This window comes from Acidobacterium sp. FHG110202_01 (genome assembly GCF_059115305.1).
Window position 1 is genome coordinate 45,717 of sequence record NZ_JBZYWJ010000007.1, and the last position, 16,801, is coordinate 62,517.

At 58.2% G+C, this 16,801-nt stretch carries 17 protein-coding genes; 3 read left to right on the plus strand and 14 right to left on the minus strand.

Annotated elements, in window-relative coordinates; translation table 11 throughout:
- The first annotated feature begins 55 nt into the window (after positions 1–55).
- Complete coding sequence (locus AC5S16_RS15470; RefSeq protein WP_493930990.1) at positions 56–220, plus strand: hypothetical protein; 165 nt, start codon at positions 56–58, stop codon at positions 218–220.
- Here AC5S16_RS15470 and AC5S16_RS15475 read toward each other — a convergent pair.
- The 11 genes from AC5S16_RS15475 to AC5S16_RS15525 form a co-directional block, all read right to left on the minus strand.
- The gene (locus tag AC5S16_RS15475) at positions 213–884 is read right to left on the minus strand and encodes a 1-(5-phosphoribosyl)-5-[(5-phosphoribosylamino)methylideneamino]imidazole-4-carboxamide isomerase (protein WP_493930991.1); all 672 of its coding nucleotides are present in this window, start codon (positions 882–884) and stop codon (positions 213–215) included. The two genes, AC5S16_RS15470 and AC5S16_RS15475, sit on opposite strands and share 8 nt — an antisense overlap.
- Positions 878–1,657 carry an imidazole glycerol phosphate synthase subunit HisF gene (gene hisF, locus AC5S16_RS15480; protein ID WP_493930992.1) on the minus strand — a complete coding sequence of 260 codons (780 nt, stop codon included), beginning with the start codon at positions 1,655–1,657 and terminating at the stop codon, positions 878–880. Before hisF ends, AC5S16_RS15475 begins: the two co-directional genes overlap by 7 nt.
- Before the next feature lie 2 nt (positions 1,658–1,659).
- Entirely contained in the window at positions 1,660–2,247 is a 588-nt protein-coding gene (hisH, locus tag AC5S16_RS15485) for an imidazole glycerol phosphate synthase subunit HisH (protein ID WP_493930993.1), read from the minus strand.
- Positions 2,244–2,855, minus strand: a complete 612-nt coding sequence (hisB, locus tag AC5S16_RS15490) for an imidazoleglycerol-phosphate dehydratase HisB (protein WP_493930994.1) — start codon at positions 2,853–2,855, stop codon at positions 2,244–2,246. Before hisB ends, hisH begins: the two co-directional genes overlap by 4 nt.
- Positions 2,845–3,957 carry a histidinol-phosphate transaminase gene (gene hisC, locus AC5S16_RS15495; RefSeq protein ID WP_493930995.1) on the minus strand — a complete coding sequence of 371 codons (1,113 nt, stop codon included), beginning with the start codon at positions 3,955–3,957 and terminating at the stop codon, positions 2,845–2,847. Before hisC ends, hisB begins: the two co-directional genes overlap by 11 nt.
- The gene (gene hisD, locus AC5S16_RS15500; protein WP_493930996.1) at positions 3,920–5,170 is read right to left on the minus strand and encodes a histidinol dehydrogenase; all 1,251 of its coding nucleotides are present in this window, start codon (positions 5,168–5,170) and stop codon (positions 3,920–3,922) included. Before hisD ends, hisC begins: the two co-directional genes overlap by 38 nt.
- Positions 5,170–6,045: an ATP phosphoribosyltransferase gene (gene hisG / locus AC5S16_RS15505; RefSeq protein ID WP_493930997.1), complete on the minus strand. Its 876-nt coding sequence runs from the start codon at positions 6,043–6,045 to the stop codon at positions 5,170–5,172. The genes hisD and hisG overlap by 1 nt, the downstream gene beginning before the upstream one ends.
- Positions 6,045–6,395 carry a phosphoribosyl-AMP cyclohydrolase gene (gene hisI, locus AC5S16_RS15510; protein ID WP_493930998.1) on the minus strand — a complete coding sequence of 117 codons (351 nt, stop codon included), beginning with the start codon at positions 6,393–6,395 and terminating at the stop codon, positions 6,045–6,047. Before hisI ends, hisG begins: the two co-directional genes overlap by 1 nt.
- Before the next feature lie 203 nt (positions 6,396–6,598).
- Positions 6,599–7,753 carry an N-methyl-L-tryptophan oxidase gene (gene solA / locus AC5S16_RS15515; RefSeq protein WP_493930999.1) on the minus strand — a complete coding sequence of 385 codons (1,155 nt, stop codon included), beginning with the start codon at positions 7,751–7,753 and terminating at the stop codon, positions 6,599–6,601.
- 18 nt (positions 7,754–7,771) lie between these two features.
- Positions 7,772–9,379 (minus strand): S10 family peptidase, encoded by a 1,608-nt coding sequence (locus tag AC5S16_RS15520; RefSeq protein WP_493931000.1) that lies wholly within the window; start codon positions 9,377–9,379, stop codon positions 7,772–7,774.
- A 186-nt stretch (positions 9,380–9,565) separates the two neighbouring features.
- Positions 9,566–10,435, minus strand: a complete 870-nt coding sequence (locus AC5S16_RS15525) for a creatininase family protein (RefSeq protein WP_493931001.1) — start codon at positions 10,433–10,435, stop codon at positions 9,566–9,568.
- A 258-nt stretch (positions 10,436–10,693) separates the two neighbouring features.
- Between AC5S16_RS15525 and AC5S16_RS15530 the strand changes: the two genes are divergently transcribed.
- Positions 10,694–11,311, plus strand: a complete 618-nt coding sequence (locus AC5S16_RS15530; RefSeq protein WP_493931002.1) for a nitroreductase family protein — start codon at positions 10,694–10,696, stop codon at positions 11,309–11,311.
- Between the two features lie 160 nt (positions 11,312–11,471).
- Here the strand turns inward: AC5S16_RS15530 and AC5S16_RS15535 are convergent, their stop codons facing one another.
- From AC5S16_RS15535 to AC5S16_RS15545, 3 genes are all read right to left on the minus strand, one after another.
- On the minus strand, positions 11,472–12,074 hold the full coding sequence (locus tag AC5S16_RS15535; protein ID WP_493931003.1) for an HNH endonuclease: 603 nt from the start codon (positions 12,072–12,074) through the stop codon (positions 11,472–11,474).
- 51 nt (positions 12,075–12,125) lie between these two features.
- Positions 12,126–13,019, minus strand: coding sequence for a ComFC family protein (locus AC5S16_RS15540; protein ID WP_493931004.1), 894 nt, complete (start codon positions 13,017–13,019; stop codon positions 12,126–12,128).
- Positions 13,020–13,307: 288 nt separating this feature from the next.
- Entirely contained in the window at positions 13,308–14,201 is an 894-nt protein-coding gene (locus tag AC5S16_RS15545) for an EamA family transporter (protein WP_493931005.1), read from the minus strand.
- Between the two features lie 269 nt (positions 14,202–14,470).
- Here AC5S16_RS15545 and AC5S16_RS15550 point away from each other — a divergent pair, with 269 nt between their 5' ends.
- On the plus strand, positions 14,471–16,666 hold the full coding sequence (locus AC5S16_RS15550; protein ID WP_493931006.1) for an OPT family oligopeptide transporter: 2,196 nt from the start codon (positions 14,471–14,473) through the stop codon (positions 16,664–16,666).
- Positions 16,667–16,801 lie beyond the last annotated feature (135 nt).

Consider the following 16,801-nt stretch of genomic DNA (forward strand, 5'->3'; position numbering starts at 1 on the left):
AGCTTATCCGAATCCCGCGGTTTTGGGGCGGAGAGAAAATGATATTCTGCGACGTATGCGGCGCTCCACCATCTGGTTCGTGATTGCGGCATTATGGGCGGTGATTACCCTGCTATCCACAGTCCGCCATCAATGGCAGCTCGCATTGCTGCAGGCCGTGACCGCTCTCATATTCCTGGGCGTCGCCCTTTATTCACGCCGCAAAGAGAGCATCAGGTAGCCAGCGCACCGGTATAGATCGCCATCCCCGCAACAGCATCGACGCCCAGCGCATGCAGCGCGTCAATTTCTTCCTGCTCGCGGATACCCCCGGCAACGATCAGCTGCCGGTCCGTCAAGCCACGCAATTCCCTGGCAATTTCAAGAGGAAAGCCCTGCATCGTGCCTTCCGTATCCACATGCGTATAGAGAAAAGCCCCACAATAGAGATTCAAAGCAGCCATAGCCTCCTGCGGAGTAAGCCCGACCTGCTCCTTCCAGCCTTTCACCGCCACACGCCCGGCTTTTGTATCAATGCTGGCTACAAATTGTTCGCTGCCGATTTTTGCTGCAATCTCCTGCGCCAGTAAAGTGTTCACGCCGTTGCCGAACAACGCCGAGCCGAAGATGACCCGCTTCGCACCTGCAGCAAGCAGCTGCTCGGCGCGGTCGATCGTGGCAATGCCGCCGCCTACCTGGCAGGGCAGACGGAGAGCAATCTGCTCGATCAGCGCAGCATTGTCCCCCTGCCGCATCGCCGCATCGAGATCAATCAGCTGCACCATCGGATACCCGCTGAACTTCTCAATCCAGTGCTCGAAATCATCAAAGGCCAGTTTCAGTTTTTCACCGCGCACCAGCTGCACAATGCGGCCACCCATCAGGTCAATCGAAGGAATCAGCATGGCAGCCTCACTGCAACGCCTCGTTTCGCAATCTCTTCTTTCAATGTCTTCACGTTCGCTATTCCAAAATGAAAGATGCTCGCAGCCAGCGCCGCATCGGCTTTGCCGTCGAGCAGCACATCGGCAAAGTGCTCTGCCGTGCCTGCACCGCCCGAGGCGATCACAGGAATCTGCACTGCCTCGCTCACCCGCGCAGTTAGCTCGCAATCAAATCCCGCGCGTGTCCCGTCCGCGTCCATCGACGTAAGCAGAATCTCTCCCGCTCCACGCGCTTCCGCTTCCCGTGCCCACTCAACTACCCTGCGTCCAGTTGTTTTACGCCCGCCGCTTACAAACACCTCTGCATCATTCACCGGATTATTCCCATCCCGCGCGCGCCGTGCATCAATCGCTACAATCACCGCCTGCGCGCCAAATCGTCTGCCGATCTCTTCAATCAGCTCAGGCCGCGCAATCGCAGCCGAATTCACGCTGACCTTGTCTGCGCCCGCATCAAACACCGCCGAAGCGTCATCCACCGTGCGGATCCCGCCGCCGACAGTAAACGGAACAAATATCTGCTTCGCCGTCCTGGCTACCGTATCGATCAGCGTCCCCCGGCCCTCATGTGTCGCCGTAATGTCGAGCAGAACGATTTCATCCGCGCCTGCCTCAGCATGGCGGCGCGCCAGTTCCGCCGGATCGCCCGCATCGACAATATCAACGAACTGCACGCCTTTCACTACGCGGCCCGCATTCACATCCAGACATGCAATGATGCGTTTCGTCAGCACCTCTAAAGCCTCACAAAGTTTTCCAGAATGCGCAGGCCTGCTTCACCCGACTTCTCCGGATGAAACTGCACGCCCATCACATTCTCATGCTCTACCGCTGCAGAAAAAGGCTCACCATATTCTGTAACTGCAACTGTGCCATTTGTCAGCGGAGCGCGATACGAATGCGTGTAATAAGCAAAAGCTCCTGTCGGAATGCTTTTCAGCAGCTTCGATGAGCTTACTTCAAGTGAATTCCATCCCACATGCGGCACCTTCAAGCCCGATGCGAAGCGCTCGCACTGCCCGCTGAATGCACCCAGCCCCGCAGTCTCGGGAGCTTCCGTGCTGCCCTCAAAAAGCCATTGCAGCCCTACACAGATCCCAAGAAATGGAACACCTGCCTTGATTCGCTCCTGAATCGCAGCCTTCAATCCCTTTTGCTCAAGAAACTCAGTAGCAGCAAAATGTCCCACGCCGGGAAGCACAATCTTGTCCGCGCGCCGCACAGTATCCGGATCAGAAGTGACAGAAGCATCCGCTCCAACAGCATGAAGCGCTTTCATCACCGAGGTGAGATTTCCCGCCTTGTAATCTACAACTGCAATCACAGCAAGCCTTTCGTGCTTGGCAAAACATCGCCCATCTGACCGTCGCGCGTGCAGGCAAAGCGCAGCGCGCGGGCAAAAGCCTTGAAGAGCGCCTCAACCTTGTGGTGATTTGAGCGCCCATACATCGTCTTAAGATGAACATTGGCGCGCGCCCCCCGCGCAAAACCTTCAAAGAAATCATCCACCAGTTCTGATTGCAGATCGCCGACAAGCCGCGTCTTTACCTTCGTATCGATCACCGACGCCACGCGGCCGCTGAGATCGAGCGCAGCAATGCCCAGCGTCTCATCCATCGTCATCAGAAAATATCCGGCGCGCATAATGCCTTTCTTGTCGCCCAGCGCGCGGTCAAAAGCCTCGCCAAGGGCGATGCCAACATCTTCCACCGTATGGTGCTGATCTACATCAAGATCTCCCTTGCAGGTCAGCTCCAGATCAAACGCGCCATGACGTGTAAACAGCTCCAGCATGTGATCGAAAAAGCGAATGCCGGTGCTGATCTTGTAACGGCCCGCGCCTTCAATCGTCAGCTTTAACGCGATCTGCGTCTCTGCTGTTTTGCGATTGATCTCCGCCGAACGCCTGCGCGGCGATTTCTTATTGCTCATCCATGCTCCATTCAATTTCTGCGAGAGATTCTTTCAATGCCTTTATGCCCAGCTCTGTATGCTCGAGCGTCCCCATCGTAATGCGTACACACCCATCGCAGCCCGGATCGTTCGAACGGTCGCGCACCAGCACATTCCTCCGGCGCATGGCGGCAACAAACTCCTTGTGCTTTGCGCCGATCTTCGCCAGAACAAAATTCGCTTCTGAAGCCCAGTAGGAAATACCCGCCTGCTTCAGGGCGGCTGCAAATAGCTTGCGACCCTCAAGCACCTCTCCCACATACCACTCCAGATAAGCTTCATCACTGAGCGCAGCAGGCAGGCACGCCAGAGCAAGCCCATTCACGCTGTAGGGAGAGATCATGCGCCGCAGCCAGTGCATCTGTTCTTCGCTCGCCGCCAGCATTCCGAGCCGTAGCCCGGCAAGTCCATAGACCTTCGAAAACGTGCGCGTAACCACCAGGTTAGGAACACGTCCGATCAAGTCCAGCACTGTTTCGCCATAGAAGTGATAGTAGGCCTCATCCACCAGCACGATTGTGTGCGGCGCGCGCTCCAATATGCGCAGAATCGATTCGCGCGACGCTACACGCCCTGTAGGGCTGTTCGGATTCGCAATGGCAATCAACTTGGTTTGGAGAGTAATGCGGTTCAGCAGAGCTTCAATCGGGAAAGAAAAATCTTCCGCAGCCTGCACAGATACGATCTGTGCATCGGTAGACGACCCATACACCTCATACATGGAGTATGTCGGCACCGGCAGCAAGAACTCATCGCCAGCCTCAAGATAAGTCTGACAGAGAACGTGAATGGCCTCATCAACGCCATTGGTCAGCAGCACCTGCGACGTCTTTAATCCCAGGCGCTCCGCCACCAGGACTTCAACCGGTTCGCGCTCCGGATATTTTGTCAGGTCGGCACGTGAGATTCTGCCGAGCGCTTCAAGCACTTTGGGAGAGCACGCAAAAGTATTCTCGTTGAAGTCCAGGCGCACGCCATCCCGCGAGCCAAGCGGCGGATGATATTCCTTCGTGCGCAGAACTGCGGCGCGCGGTCTGGGAGCCTCAGCCACGGACACCTCGCGTGCGAATCGCTTCCGCATGTCCCTTCAGTCCTTCCGCCTCAGCCAGCGCAATGGCCTTTGGCCCTAGGGTACGCAGGCCTTTGTTGTTGTATTGCTGGAAAGTCACAATCTTCACAAAATCATTCACGCTCAATCCGCCGCGCACCCGCGCAAGTCCGCCGGTCGGCAGCGTGTGGTTTGGCCCGGAGATGTAATCGCCCAACGGCTGTGCCGAATAGTGGCCGATGAACACCGATCCCGCATTCCTCACCCATTCAAGGTCGCGTTCTGCATCAATCGTCAAATGCTCCGGGGCCAGGCGGTTCGTAAGCTCCCGCGCTTCTGCAACTGAATCAGTTACAAAAATCACGCCATTGCTCTTGATCGCCTGAGCCGCAATTGGATTCTCACGGACGCGCTGTTTCACTTCGGCGCTGACTTTGTCCGCGAGGTCCTTTTTCGTAGTGATGAAGATGGCAAGCGCATCCGGATCATGCTCTGCCTGCGCCACCAGGTCCGCAGCAATGAAAGCAGGCTCGCCAGTCTCGCTGGTGACGATAATCTCCGTCGGCCCGGCAAGCATGTCAATAGCACAGTCAAAGGAAACCAGCTTCTTGGCCGCGGTTACATAAGCATTGCCGGGACCGACAATTTTATCCACCCGCGCAATGCTCTCTGTTCCATAAGCGAGCGCCGCCACAGCCTGCGCCCCGCCAATGCGGTAAAACTCTGTAATTCCCAGAAACGCAGCAACAGCCAGAGTTTCCTTAGCTGGCTTGGGCGATACCGCAACAATCCGCTCCACACCCGCAATCTGCGCAGGGATCACCGTCATCAGCAATGTAGAAGGCAAAGGATAACGTCCACTCGGTACATAACATCCAACCGAGCCAAGCGGCTCGACCTTCTGCCCAACAACAAGCCCGGGAACCTGCTCGAAACCGAAATTTTTCGGCAACTGCTTCTGCGCAAAGCGGCGGATATTTTTCGCCGCAGTCTCGATAGACGCGCGGAACTCAGGCGAAACTTCGCGCCATGCCTCTTGCATTTCTTCCGTCGAAATTCGTAACGATGATTGTTTCGGAATACGATCGAGGCGCGCTGCATAGCGGCGCAGGGCAGCATCACCGCCCTTGCGCACGCCATCGATAATGCGCCGAGCCACAGGAACAGCCCGTGCATCGACCGTATTCCGCCGCTGTTCAAGCTCTGCAACCAGCTTGTCGCGGCCCCTGGTTTGGAGCACGCGCATTAAAGAACCACCTTGTTCAGCGGATACTCGACAATGCCTGTGGCATTTGCAGCCTTCAGCTTGGGAAGCACATCGCGCACCACGCTCTCTTCAAGAATCGTGTTTACAGCAACCCATGTGGGATCAGATAAAGCCGAAACCGTAGGCGAATTCAAAGCCGGCAGCACAGAAAGCACTGCCTCCAGATTGGCCTTCTCCACATTCAGCATCAGTCCAACCTGCCCCTGCGCCGCAATCGCGCCTCGCAGCATCAGCGCAAGGTTATCGATCTTCTGCTTCTTCCACGGATCGTCATAGCTTGCAGGATTGGCGATCAGGTGTGTCTCGCTTTCCATCACCGTGTCGATAATGCGCAGACGGTTGGCCTTGAGCGAGCTGCCCGTTTCTGTCACTTCCACAATTGCATCGGCCAGTGTCGGAGGCTTCACTTCCGTCGCGCCCCAGCTGAACTCGACCTTCACCGGAACATTCTTTTCTGCGAAATACCTCTTGGTCACTTCTACCAGTTCAGTTGCAATGGTCTTGTCGGCAAGGTCTTCGGCCTTCTGATATGGCGAATCGTCAGGAACCGCCAGTACCCAGCGAACTTTCTGCCGGCTCTGTTTCGCGTAGGTAAGGCTGGTTACGCTCTTCACATCGCGTCCGCTTTCCACCACCCAATCGATCCCGGTCAACCCCGCATCCAGCGCACCATGGTCCACATAACGCGCCATCTCCTGCGCGCGGATCAGCGTGCATTCAATCTCGCTGTCATCAATCGCAGGGAAGTACGAACGCCCGCTCGCATAGATGTTCCAGCCCGCGCGCTGAAAGAGCGCAATCGTCGCATCTTGCAGGCTGCCTTTGGGGATTCCAAGCTTGAGCTTGATCGCCATTAGCGCACCTCCTGCGCAGCGTTGATCGCAATCGGCCGCGTAAAGCAGCTTACGGTTCCTTCGTGGCATACAAGGCCGTCGCCTTCTACTTCCACGCGATAGAGCACCGTATCGCGGTCGCAATCTGTTGCTGCTTCCACCACCCGCAGGCGATTGCCGCTGGTCTCGCCCTTCATCCACAGCTTCTGGCGTGTGCGGCTCCAGAAAGTCACGAACCCGGTTTCAAGCGTCTTCTGATAGCTTGCTTCGTTCTGGAAGCCGACCATCAGCACCTGCCCGGTCTTCGCGTCCTGCACAATTGCGGGAGCCAGGCCATCCATCTTGGCGAAATCAATTTGCGTATCCGACATTCCTTTTCCTTTTTGTTGCCGTGCCGCTTCCGCGCAGTAAAAAAGCCCGCCTGCGCTTGGCGCATCGGCGGGCTTTAGGTCCTTTGATTTTCCGGTCTACTCGAGGCCGTAAGGATTCGCCGACACGCTCGTCACGTGATGATGGTGATGACGATGATGGCGATGAATCCGCATCTGTTTTTGAAAATATAAGGCTTCCGGCATCATGTCAAGCTGGGGCCAAATCGTTGCGGAGACAGAAACCCAATCGAATGCCTCGTAGATCCATCGATCGCGAGGTCCGCCAGCACTTCGCCGAGAACGCTGGTGAACTTGAACCCGTGCCCGGAGAACCCGCACGCAATCGTCACCTGTGCATGCTCCGGATGCCGCGCGACAATAAAATTCTCATCCGGAGTCATCGTGTACATGCACGTCGCCGCATGCACCAGCCGTCCATTCAACGCGGGCACATACTCCGCAAGCTGCTCGCGGATTTCCGCAATATCGTTTTCTGAAATTCCGCGCTCAATCGAATCCGGCGTACAAGCTTTTCCCCCAGAATGGATCGCAGCCTTTACACCCTCACTCGAACCATCGGTGGCAGGGAAGCCATAAAACACCACACCCGATCTTGCCTCCCATATATAAATAGGTAGCCGATCGAGCGAGAACATCTCCCGTTCAGACACCGGATCGAACCAGGCCATCACATGCCGACGCACATGCAGCGGCAAAGCCAGCGACCGGAGCAACTCCGCAGCCCAGGCCCCCGGAGCAACCACCAGATGCGCCGCCTCATACACTGCCTTCCCCGTACTCACGCGAACCGTACCCGATGCATCTACATGCCATTCGGAAACAGGCTCTTCAAAATGCAAGTCAGCCCCATGCCGCGCAGCAACTTCGAGGTGCGCTTTCACCGCCGCCTCCGGCCTGAGGAAACCGGCCTTCGCCTCGAACACCGCGCAGTCATCCGCATGCGGCCGGAATACCGGAAATCGCCGCTGCAATTCGGCAGCATCGAGGTACTCGCAAGTCAGCCCATGCTGCTTTGTGCTCAGCAGGCTGCCGCGCACGACACTGCTCTCCAACGGTCCGGCAAACAGCCCGCCGGTGATGTGCAGCAAATCGCTGCCTGAATCCCGCTCCAGCTGCTCCCACAGCTCATAAGCGCGCAGCACCAGCGGCACATATTCCGGATTCTCGTGGTATGCCTGCCGGATAATCCGCGACTGACCATGCGACGACCCGCGATCATGCGCCGCCGAGTAGCGCTCCAGTCCAAGCACACGCTTTCCCCGCCGGGCAAGATGGCAGGCCGCAGCGCTGCCCACGCCGCCCAGCCCCAGCACGATCACGTCGTAGGTTTCTGCCATCGTCGCTTTTAGTGTGACTCAGTGCTTGCTGACCATATCCATCACGTCCTTGCGCAGCGCAAGCCTGCTCGCTTCGCGTGTATAGAACATGTGACCGCCGGGATACTCACGCACGGCCACGCGCGTCGTATCCGTGCCCATCAGCGGCATCTGGTTTACCGTCAGAATCGAGCCCATAAACGGGCAGGACAGATCATTCCAGCCATGCGCAATCGTCACGCGCATCTTTGGATCGGCCGCAACCGCCTCGCGCAGGTCCTCCACTGAGCCTTTGCGCAGGGCCTCATCCTGGTCCCACAACCGGCCCACATCATAAGAGAGAGCGTTGTAGCGCGCATCCACTTTCCAGCCCACCGTCTGCGTTACAAAATTCACCATGGCCGTCGTGGTCGGCGCAATCAGCGTTTCCAGCAGGGGATCGTTTGACTTCTGATCAGGAGAAAAGGGAAAAGGATCAAACGAAGTTACATTTGAGTCGTACACCGAGCCAATCTTCCCCTGCTCGCGAAATACCTCGCGCAGATATGCCCCTGTCTCCAGCCGCCCGCCCGAGCGCTTCACAAATGCCGGATCAAGCCCGGTCAGTTCCGTCACGCGCTTCACAATGCGGTCTGTGGCCTGCGTGTCCGAGCGGCCCTTCAGAATATCGGTGGCATACTCGCCCAGCGTATACGAGATCACATCCTGCATCGCCTCCGGCGTGAGCTTATGCTCGCGCTCCATGTGCGCCGCCGTAATCGAAGGCAGTGTCATCAGCCACGGCACTGGAGAAACATCACCGTTGTCCTCAATCGTCGGATTCAGATAAGGCGAAACCAGCACCACGCCGTTCATCGCCACGCCCAGCTGCGACTGCAGATAGTGCGTGATGCGCGGCCCGCGGAACCCGCCATAGCTCTCGCCTACCAGGTACTTCTTCGAGCTGAGCCGCCCGTTTTTGATGAGCCAGTCATAGACCGCGCGCGAAAGATACTGAATGTCGGGAACCGTGCTGTAGAAGAGCTTCTTCGCCTGGTCTTCCGGAACCAGCGCGCGGCTGAATCCTGTCCCGATGGGGTCGATAAAAACGAGATCGGTAAAGTCGAGCCATGTGCCCTGGTTGTCCGTCAGCGTCGGAGCATCCGAGGGGCTGTCGCCTTCATTTCCCACTTCCAGATGCTTCGGCCCAATCGCGCCAAAGTTCAGATAGACCGACGAAGCACCCGGGCCGCCATTGAAGGCAAATGTCACCGGACGGTCGCCCCCGCCCACAACATAAGAGGTATAGACAACACGCCCTGCCTCCTTGCCTTCCTTGTCATACGAAGGCAGCGTGCCGACTGTGACCGTGTAGCGCAGTGTTCTGCCATTCAGCTGTATCGATTGCTCAGTGTGAGCATCGGCAGGAAGCGGCGGCAATGAGGCTTTCTCCGCGGGCGGTTTTTCTGCAGGCTTGTTTTTATCGGCATCCTTATCGGTCTGGGCAGAAAGGGGCAGGCAGGCAAACAAAGCCGCAAGCGCCAAAGCAAAGCGGCGGACAAAATCTCCGGAATGGTTCAGGTTCATGTGGATACCATACACGGAAGGCCGCGCAATCCACACTGTTTCTTGCGCCGAAGCGTGGTTTTCTGCCTGTTGAAATGTCAACCACAGCGTTTGTCATCCTGAGCGGAGCGGAACGCAGTGGAGCGTAGTCGAAGGATCTGCTTTTTGCGTCGATAGCCACAAAAAATGGGTGCCCCATCCTCTCGCGTTTGTGCGAAAGGGGGAGCAATATCCTCGTTGTGCGAGTGGTCCCCGGAACGCGCGGTGTTCGCGTTCTGGGGTTAAAACTCACTGCTGCGTATCCAGTGGATGCTGCGCCTTCTCAAAATACTCCGTCTGCAAAGCAAGACTCGTCCCATCAGCCTTCACCGCGCGGATGACCTTGGCAATATCGCCCACATAAGCCTTCATGTCCGCCTGCCCCAGCTCTTCAGTGGCCACGCTGCCGTCGCCCGCATAGTGATTCGGAAATCGCGCATACCACCAGATGCCCGTATACACGCCTTCAGGCAGATGCAGCCGCGCCTGGTCAGCTCCGGACTGCTGTGCCGCGCGATCCTGATGCACCAGGTCAGGCCGCGAAACCATCGTATGCGCCGTTTCCGATTCGCCCGCATGCAGATCCACCTTCGAATGCTCTGCCGGACGCCCCGGATAATTTGCATGCCAGCGATACACATAGACGACATAGTCGTGCCGGGTTTGTAACTGTGACTGGGCAAAATAAGGCAGCAGGCTTTCATTGCCGCCGTGCCCGTTTACAATGACGATCTTTTTGCAGCCGTTGCGCGACATCTCATCGGTTGTCTCCTGCAACAGATCAAGCTGCATGTGCATGCTGTAAGAAACCGTCCCCGGCTGCTGCCTCGCTTCGGCAATCTGCCCGAAATAATAGGCGGGAAAGATGACAGCAAACTCTTCCTGGGCCGCGTGCTCGGTGGCATAGCGCACATTGATCAGGTCGGTGCCCAGCGGCAGATGCGCGCCATGCTTTTCAATGATCCCGAACGGCAGCAGGCAAACGCCCTGCGACTGGTGAATCGCACTGGCAAAATCCGCAGCGGTCAGCTCTTCCCATTTAGGAGAAAGTTTTGCCTGCGCAAAAGATGAAGGCATGATCCACATCACCGAACACAACAAAAGAAAGAGTCTCTTCAAAATATCCTCCAGCAAATGCGACCATCATACGTAATACACAGGCAGGTTTTTTCTTGAAGGGGTTCAAAAAGGATTTTAGGTAGAAGCACCGGCCTTCAGGCCGGTGAATAAAACGAGACACACATACGGGCTTTAGCCCCGGTCCCTGGAAAAATCGGATTCGTGAGGCATGCCAGCGCTATTGAAGAATATTCACGTCTCGCAATCACAAAATAGAATCTAAGTTGAAACGATCATTTCCCCAAGGAGCATCCCCCTATGTCGCATACGCCTGAAGCCGTAGAGAAGCTGAAGCACGCCCCCGCAGTCCCCGGAGTCGACGACGTCATATTCAGGCGCTGGAGCCCGCGCGCCTTTGCCGACAAGGAAGTCTCCTCTGCCGACCTCAAGAAAATCTTCGAGTCCGCGCGCTGGGCCGCATCCTCCTATAACGAGCAGCCCTGGCGCTTCCTCGTAGGCAAGCGTGGCGATGCCACGTACCAGAAGATCTTCGACTCTCTTGTCGAATTCAATCAGGGATGGGCAAAGAGCGCGCCCGTGCTCATCCTCTCAGTTGCCAGCAAGGAATTCGCCGCGAATGGTAATCCGAACTTCTACGCTTTGCACGATACCGGAGCGGCCACCGCAACGCTTTCCCTCGCCGCCACCGCCCTCGGCCTTCACACGCATAGCATGGCTGGTTTCCATCAGGAAAAGGCGCGAGCCGCCTTCAACATTCCCAAAGACTATGAAATGGGAGCAGTCACGGCCCTGGGCTACTTCGGCGATTCGGCCACACTTCACGAACACCTGCGCAAGAGCGAGGAAGCCCCGCGCCAACGCAAGGAGCTGAAAGAGTTCGTATTCTCCGAGTGGCAAAAACCAGCGACGCTTTAAATCAAAAGGGAAGAGATGGATCAGAATTTTAGAGGCTGCGGAAAGAATTGTAGTTTTGAAGGGGCACGGCTTTTAGCCGTGCCTTAAGTTCAGGGGTTCGGCGCGGCTTTAGCCGCTGAGGGATTGCTTTTTAAACGGCCTTCTTTTAGCCCCGAGGTTCTCAATAATACAAATACTTCCGCCACTTCAAATCACTGTGCCCGATCATCCGCATGATGTGCCGGCTGGTGTGCAGCGTAAACGGACGCGGCTCGCGCATCAGCTTCATCCCCTCAAGCTCATGCAGCAGCTGGTTCCCTTTGCGCCGGTTGCAGGAATGGCAGCACGCCACCAGGTTCTCCCAGGTCGAAAGTCCGCCCCTCGAGCGCGGAATCACATGGTCGAGCGTCAGCTCTGAAGACGGCAGCACCACGCCGCAATACTGGCAGGAATTGCGGTCACGCAGCAGGATATTCTTCCGCGACAGCGCCCGCGTCTGGTGCGGAATCCTCCGGTACTCAAGCAGGCGGATCACCGAAGGCATCGGCATGCGCACGCGCGCAGCATGCAGCGTCGCGCCCTGCTCTTCTTCTGTCTTGGCGACGCCCTTCAACACCAGCACCAGCGCACGCCGCGCTCCGCAGATGTTGATCGGCTCATAGGAGGCATTCAACACCAGCACCGGAGCCTGCATCACCGTGCTTGTATGAACACGCACCTCTTCGCGTGGAATGGCGGCGTGCTTCTGTTTACGCGCGTGAATCATGGCTCTTCCCAGTGACATATTTCTCCCCCAGACCTTGCAAAGACCTGATATGAGCGCAGCCCTTGACGCTTACGCGCCGCCTGCCGCAGGAACCCAGAACGCCACATCCTCGTGCATTGGCACATCCACAGGCTGCTGCTGCGGCAGCATCTCATGCCGCTGCGCCCGCGCCACCGTGGCCACGCGCACACTCGCTGCGCCCGCCCGGCGAAGCGCCTGCGCGCACGCCCGCGCCGTTGCTCCCGTGGTGTAAATATCGTCAATCAGAAGCACATCCGCGCCCTTTACCTTCTCAGGCCTGGGTGCAAAAAAAGCGCCGCGTAAATTGGCGCGACGCTGATGCGGAGTCAGCCCCGCCTGACTGTCGGTGGCGCGCCGCCTTTCGAGAAGGCCGGCCGCCAGTTTCAAATCCCATTCCGGACGCCGCCTCTTGAGCGTCTTCACCGCCGCCCGCGCCAGAACTTCGGCCTGGTTGAATCCACGCTGCCGCCGCTTCGTCCGGAAGAGCGGCACCGGAACCACCAGCATTTTCACCGGAGCATCCTCGAACCGCAGAACCTGGCTGGCGAGCAAAGCACCCAGCCTGTCCGCCACAGGTTCCATGCCGTCATACTTCAGCAGATGGATCAGCTCTCGCAGTCGTCCCTGATACAGCCCATGCGCCACCGCCTGCGCAAACGGCGGCTCCGTCACGCGGCAGGGACGGCACAGCACATCGCCACCCTCAGCTTCAGCATCGCCAAAGCCGCGAGCGCCAAGGGCCTCGCCGCACACAGCGCACAAACTTCCAGTCTGTTCAGGGAGTTGCGTCCAGCAGGAGTCGCAAACAGGAACGCGGGTGAGCCGCGTAAGAGGGTCGCCGCAAAGGCGGCAGGAGGCGGGAAACAGGGCACAGCAGAGGCTGTCCGCCGGACTTCGCAGCACGCGAGCAACCGCTCTCCATGCCGAGGTTCCGGATCGCATCACGTCCAGCGTATGTGAATCACGCTGACTGCGGAAGACGCACCTCTCACAGCGGGTTTGCCACTGTTGGACAAAAGTATACACAAGAAAACTGCACAATTCCAGGTGCTGCGCGCACGGCGACACGCGCTTCGCGCCAAAAACCTCAATCTCTGTGATTGCTCTGTGTCCTCTGCGCCCTCTGTGGTGAAATGGTTTCCTTTACGAACCCCCGTGCCTCCTGTGGTGAAAACATGGGTGCCCCATCCTTTCGCGTTTTTGCGAAAGGGTGGGAGGGGGGATGTAAGCTTACGCCGTCACCCGCTTCGCCGTAAGCGTCGCAAACACCCCGGCCAGCACCAGCACCACCCCCACCATCTGCAGCCCAGACAGCCGCTCCCCCGCCAGCGCCGCGCCAGCAAACAAGGCAATCACCGGATTCACATACGCATAGCTGGCCACCCGCGTCGTAGGCTCATGCGAGATCAGCCACACATAAGCCGTAAACGCCAGAATGGAAGCCGCAAGCACCAGGTACGCCATGCTGACGACCACCCTCGGCTGCAACAGCACTTCCATCGGAGGCAATCTGCGCATCTCGCCCGCCAGCGCAGACCAAACCAGCAACAGTGCCCCGCCAATCGCCATCTGCCACCCGGCATTCGCTGTCTGCGGTTTAGGCAAGGGCAGCCTGCGTGCCAGCAGAGTCCCAAAGGCCCAACACAGCGTTCCACCCACCAGCACTAAAATATCGAGAGCCGATGCCCGCGATCCCGCCCCAGGCGACCGCCAGGCCAGGACGACAACACCCGCAAATCCCAGCACAACTCCAAGCGACGAAAGCCACGAAGCTTTCTGCGTCCGCAGAATCACGAGCTCACCCGCAAAGATCCACACCGGAATCATCGCCGAGATCACCGCCGCAATCCCCGAAGGCACGCGAATCTCACCCCAGAAGAGCGCCGCATACATCAGCGTGAACATGATGAAGCCAAGCAAAGCCGTGCTCAGCAAAGCCCGCTGCGGATACACAACCCCACCGCGCAGATAGCTGTAACCAACCAGCAGCGATCCGGCCAGAAAAAATCGAAATCCTGCCGCAAAGAAAGGAGGCGTAACCGCAACAATCTCGCGAATGGCAAGAAACGACCCACCCCAAAGAATGTAAATCGCAGCATAAGCCAGCAGCGTGCGGGTAGGCATGAACAAGCATATCCCATAATCACAGATGTCCTACCAGCCCCTAACGTGTCATCCTGAGCGAAGTCGAAGGACCCGCACGAACAAACGTTCGTGCGAATCGTTGCGAAGCAACGACCGCTTTTCAAGAAAGTGAACCAATCACAAAAGGAAGCGACCAAAGGAAGCGAAAAGGAAACTGAATATCAAGCAGCAGCAAGAATGGCGCGCAAAGCGCGCGTGTGCCCGGACGGCCAGTCCTGATACACTCACGCTTTCCTGGAGGAGTAGCAGTGCCGCCCACAAAACAAGATTTCCAACCCTTCGTTCCCGCCTCCGAATCCCGCCGCGAGTTCTCCATCCGCGCCGTGCTCCTGGGCTGTATCTTCGGTCTTCTCTTCGGAGCAGTTACCGTCTACGTCGGCCTCCGCGCCGGACTCACCGTCGCCGCCTCCATCCCCATCGCTGTTCTCTCCATCAGCGTGCTGCGCGCACTGGGCAAGGCGTCGATCCTTGAGAACAATATCGTCCAGACCACCGGAAACGCCGGCCAGTCCATCGCCGCCGGAGTCATCTTCACCCTGCCCGCGCTTATTTTTCTTGGCTTCGATCTCGAATACATCCGCATCTTCATGCTGGCCCTGCTCGGCGGATGGCTCGGCGTTCTCTTCATGATCCCGCTGCGCCGCCAGCTCATCGTCGAAGAGCACGGCAACCTCACCTACCCCGAAGGCACCGCCTGCGCCGACGTGCTCATCGCCGGCGAGCGGGGCGGCTCGTTTGCCAGTCGCGTCTTCTATGGATTGGGCTTCGGCGCCCTCTACACTCTCTTCCAGAACGAGAACCTGCTCGGAGCCTGGCCCGGCACTCCCAACTACGAGCCCAAATGGCTCCCCGGCGGCGCCGTTCGCGCCGAAGCCACTCCTGAGTACTTGGGCGTCGGCTACATCATCGGCCCGCGCATCGCCGGCACTCTCTTCGCCGGAGGAATCATCAGCTGGCTCGTCATCATGCCTGCGATTCACTTCTTCGGCGCGCACTATCCCGGAGCGATCTATCCCGGCACCGTGCCCATCGCGCAGATGTCCCCCAGTGATCTGTGGCGAACTTACATCCGTCCCATGGGAGCAGGCGGAGTCGCAGCCTCCGGCCTCATCACGCTGCTGCGTACCATGCCGACGATATTCAACGCGCTGCGTGCCGGCTTCAAGACCATCGGTAAAAGCGCAGCAACCGACCGTTCTTCGCGCACCGACCGTGACATCCCCATGAACATCGTCTTGATAGGAAGTGTCCTGCTGGTGCTCATGATCTTCCTCTTCCTCACCTTTAAGCCCATCCCTGGCGCGCAAACCGGATGGCTCGCCAACCTCGCAGCCGCGCTGCTGATCATGGCCTTCGGCTTTCTCTTCGTCACCGTCAGCAGCCGTATCGTCGGTCTGATCGGAAGCTCCGCAAATCCCGTCAGCGGCATGACCATCGCCACCTTGATGGCGACAGCAGCCGTCTTCCTCGTCAGCGGCTGGACCGCCCCAGCCTTCGGCGCGCTCGCCATCTCCATCGGCGGAGTTGTCTGCATCGCCTCCGCCAACGCAGGCGACACCTCGCAGGATCTCAAAACCGGCTACATCATCGGAGCAACACCGTGGAAGCAGCAGCTCGCCGTCATGGTAGGCGTAATCGTTTCGGTTTTCTCGATAGGCATCACGCTGAACGCTATGAACAAGGGCCTCGAAGAGTTCACGCCCATGAAGCAGCCCATAGCCTTCAATGTGGCCGCACCGCCCGATGGAGTTCAGGTCCAGCAGCAGCACTTCTCCCGCCAGCGCTTTCTTTTGACTAAGCCTGACAACTCAACAGAATTCGTAGAAGGCAGCCAGTACACGCTGCTCAACGCCCTCGGATCGACCGTGCTCCCCGACGGCAAGTACCTCTATAACCCGAAGACCGGCATGATTGAAGTCCAGTGGATGCAGGGCATCGGCAGCGAGAAGGCTGCCGCGCCGCAGGGCCGCCTCATGGCCACCGTCATCAACGGAATCCTCTCGCGCAAGCTCCCCTGGGGACTCGTCTTTCTCGGCGTCTTCCTCGTCCTCGCCGTTGAAGTCCTCGGCGTGCGCTCTCTGTCTTTCGCTGTCGGAGCCTATCTCTCCATCGGCACCACGCTCGCCATGTTCTGCGGAGGCATCGTGCGCTGGATGGTCGAGCGCGCCGTCGCCAAAGCGGGAGGCGACACCGCAGAGACCGAAAGCGAAGTCTCTCCCGGCTCCCTCTACGCCAGCGGACTCATCGCCGCCGGCGGCGTCATGGGCCTTCTCGGAGTAGCCCGCAAGCTCTACGAAACAGCAACCGGCAACCCACTGCACCTCTGGTTCCCGGCAGGCAGCGCGATCGACCGCCTCCTCCAGCACCAGGCCATCTCGATAGCCGCCTTCGCCCTGCTGGCCTTCTCGCTGTATTACTTCGCTCGCAAACCACTAAAAGAATAGCGAAATTATGCTCAGCATTGTTGAAATACGTTGTAAGGCCGCAAAAGCGTCATCCTGAGCGGAGTGAAATGGAGTCGAAGGATCCGCACGAGCAACGCTCGTGCGAATCGTTGCAAAGCAACGACCGCTTTTTGC